Origin of the sequence: Candidatus Symbiopectobacterium sp., assembly GCF_020054415.1 — a bacterium.
Taxonomy (GTDB): Bacteria; Pseudomonadota; Gammaproteobacteria; order Enterobacterales; family Enterobacteriaceae; genus Symbiopectobacterium.
In genome coordinates this window covers 1-1,014 of record NZ_JAHWCO010000344.1, presented here as the reverse complement: position 1 = coordinate 1,014, position 1,014 = coordinate 1, and the positions used below count along the sequence as shown (strand labels likewise).

Sequence of the window (1,014 nt, the reverse complement as noted above, 5' to 3'; positions counted from 1 at the left end):
TTCCATGCCAGTTTTGGTTGAAAATGCTTGTCATCTCAGGTGTACACTTTTCTCATGAGGCCTAACTGCATGATTTTACGTTGCGAGGATCCGTCGTTTCACTGGGCTGCCAGCATAAAATCTATTTATTCAACAAAGCCGCAGATCTGATGAGCTGGGGTGGGTGCCATCGGTGCACGCACTACGGAATCTCAGGTACACCGCGAATTTGCTTCCGGTCTCTCTTGTCCTGTTGGCTTCAAAAACGGCACCGATGGCACGATTAAAGTGGCGATCAATGCCATTAATGCCGCGAGTGCGCCGCACTGCTTCCTGTCGGTGACCAAATGGGGTCACTCCGCCATTGTCAACACCAGCGGCAACAACGATTGCCACATTATTTTGCGCGGTGGGAAAGCACCAAATTATAGCGCCGAGCACGTCAGCGCCGGCTTTGTTTAATAATAGGTAATCATGCTGTTTTTCCATGCCAGTTTTGGTTGAAAATGCTTGTCATCTCAGGTGTACACTTTTCTCAGGAGGCCTAACTGCATGATTTTACTTTGCGAGGATCCGTCGTTTCACTGTGCTGCCAGCATAAAATCTATTTATTCAACAAAGCCGTCAGTGCCGTGAAGGATGGACTGGAAAAAGCCGTACTGCGCCCGCAGGTGATGATCGATTTCAGTCATGCTAACAGCAGCAAACAGTTCAAGAAGCAGATGGACGTAGGGGCTGATGTGTGCGCGCAGATAGCGGGTGGTGAACGTGCTATCACCGGTGTGATGGTGGAAATCCATCTGGTAGAAGGCAACCAGAGCCTGGAAAGCGGTGAACCACTGGTTTATGGTCGCAGTGTGACTGATGCATGTATCGTCTGAGCCTGTACACGAGATTGTGTAATTGCCTGATTTTGATATGTTCAATCCAACATCAAAAGCAGGTTACTTTATGGAAGAAAAACAGTTACAGGCTCTGGCTAACGAGCTGGCCAAAAATCTCAAAACCCCTGACGATCTCAACCAGTTTGATCGC

At 48.5% G+C, this 1,014-nt stretch carries 2 pseudogenes; both read left to right on the top strand.

Going from position 1 to position 1,014, the window contains the following annotated elements:
* Positions 1–140: 140 nt before the first annotated feature.
* Positions 141–426, top strand: a pseudogene (aroG, locus tag QZ506_RS10230) (3-deoxy-7-phosphoheptulonate synthase AroG); the annotation flags it as partial.
* A 176-nt stretch (positions 427–602) separates the two neighbouring features.
* Positions 603–860, top strand: a pseudogene (locus QZ506_RS10225) (3-deoxy-7-phosphoheptulonate synthase); the annotation flags it as partial.
* Positions 861–1,014: the final 154 nt, after the last annotated feature.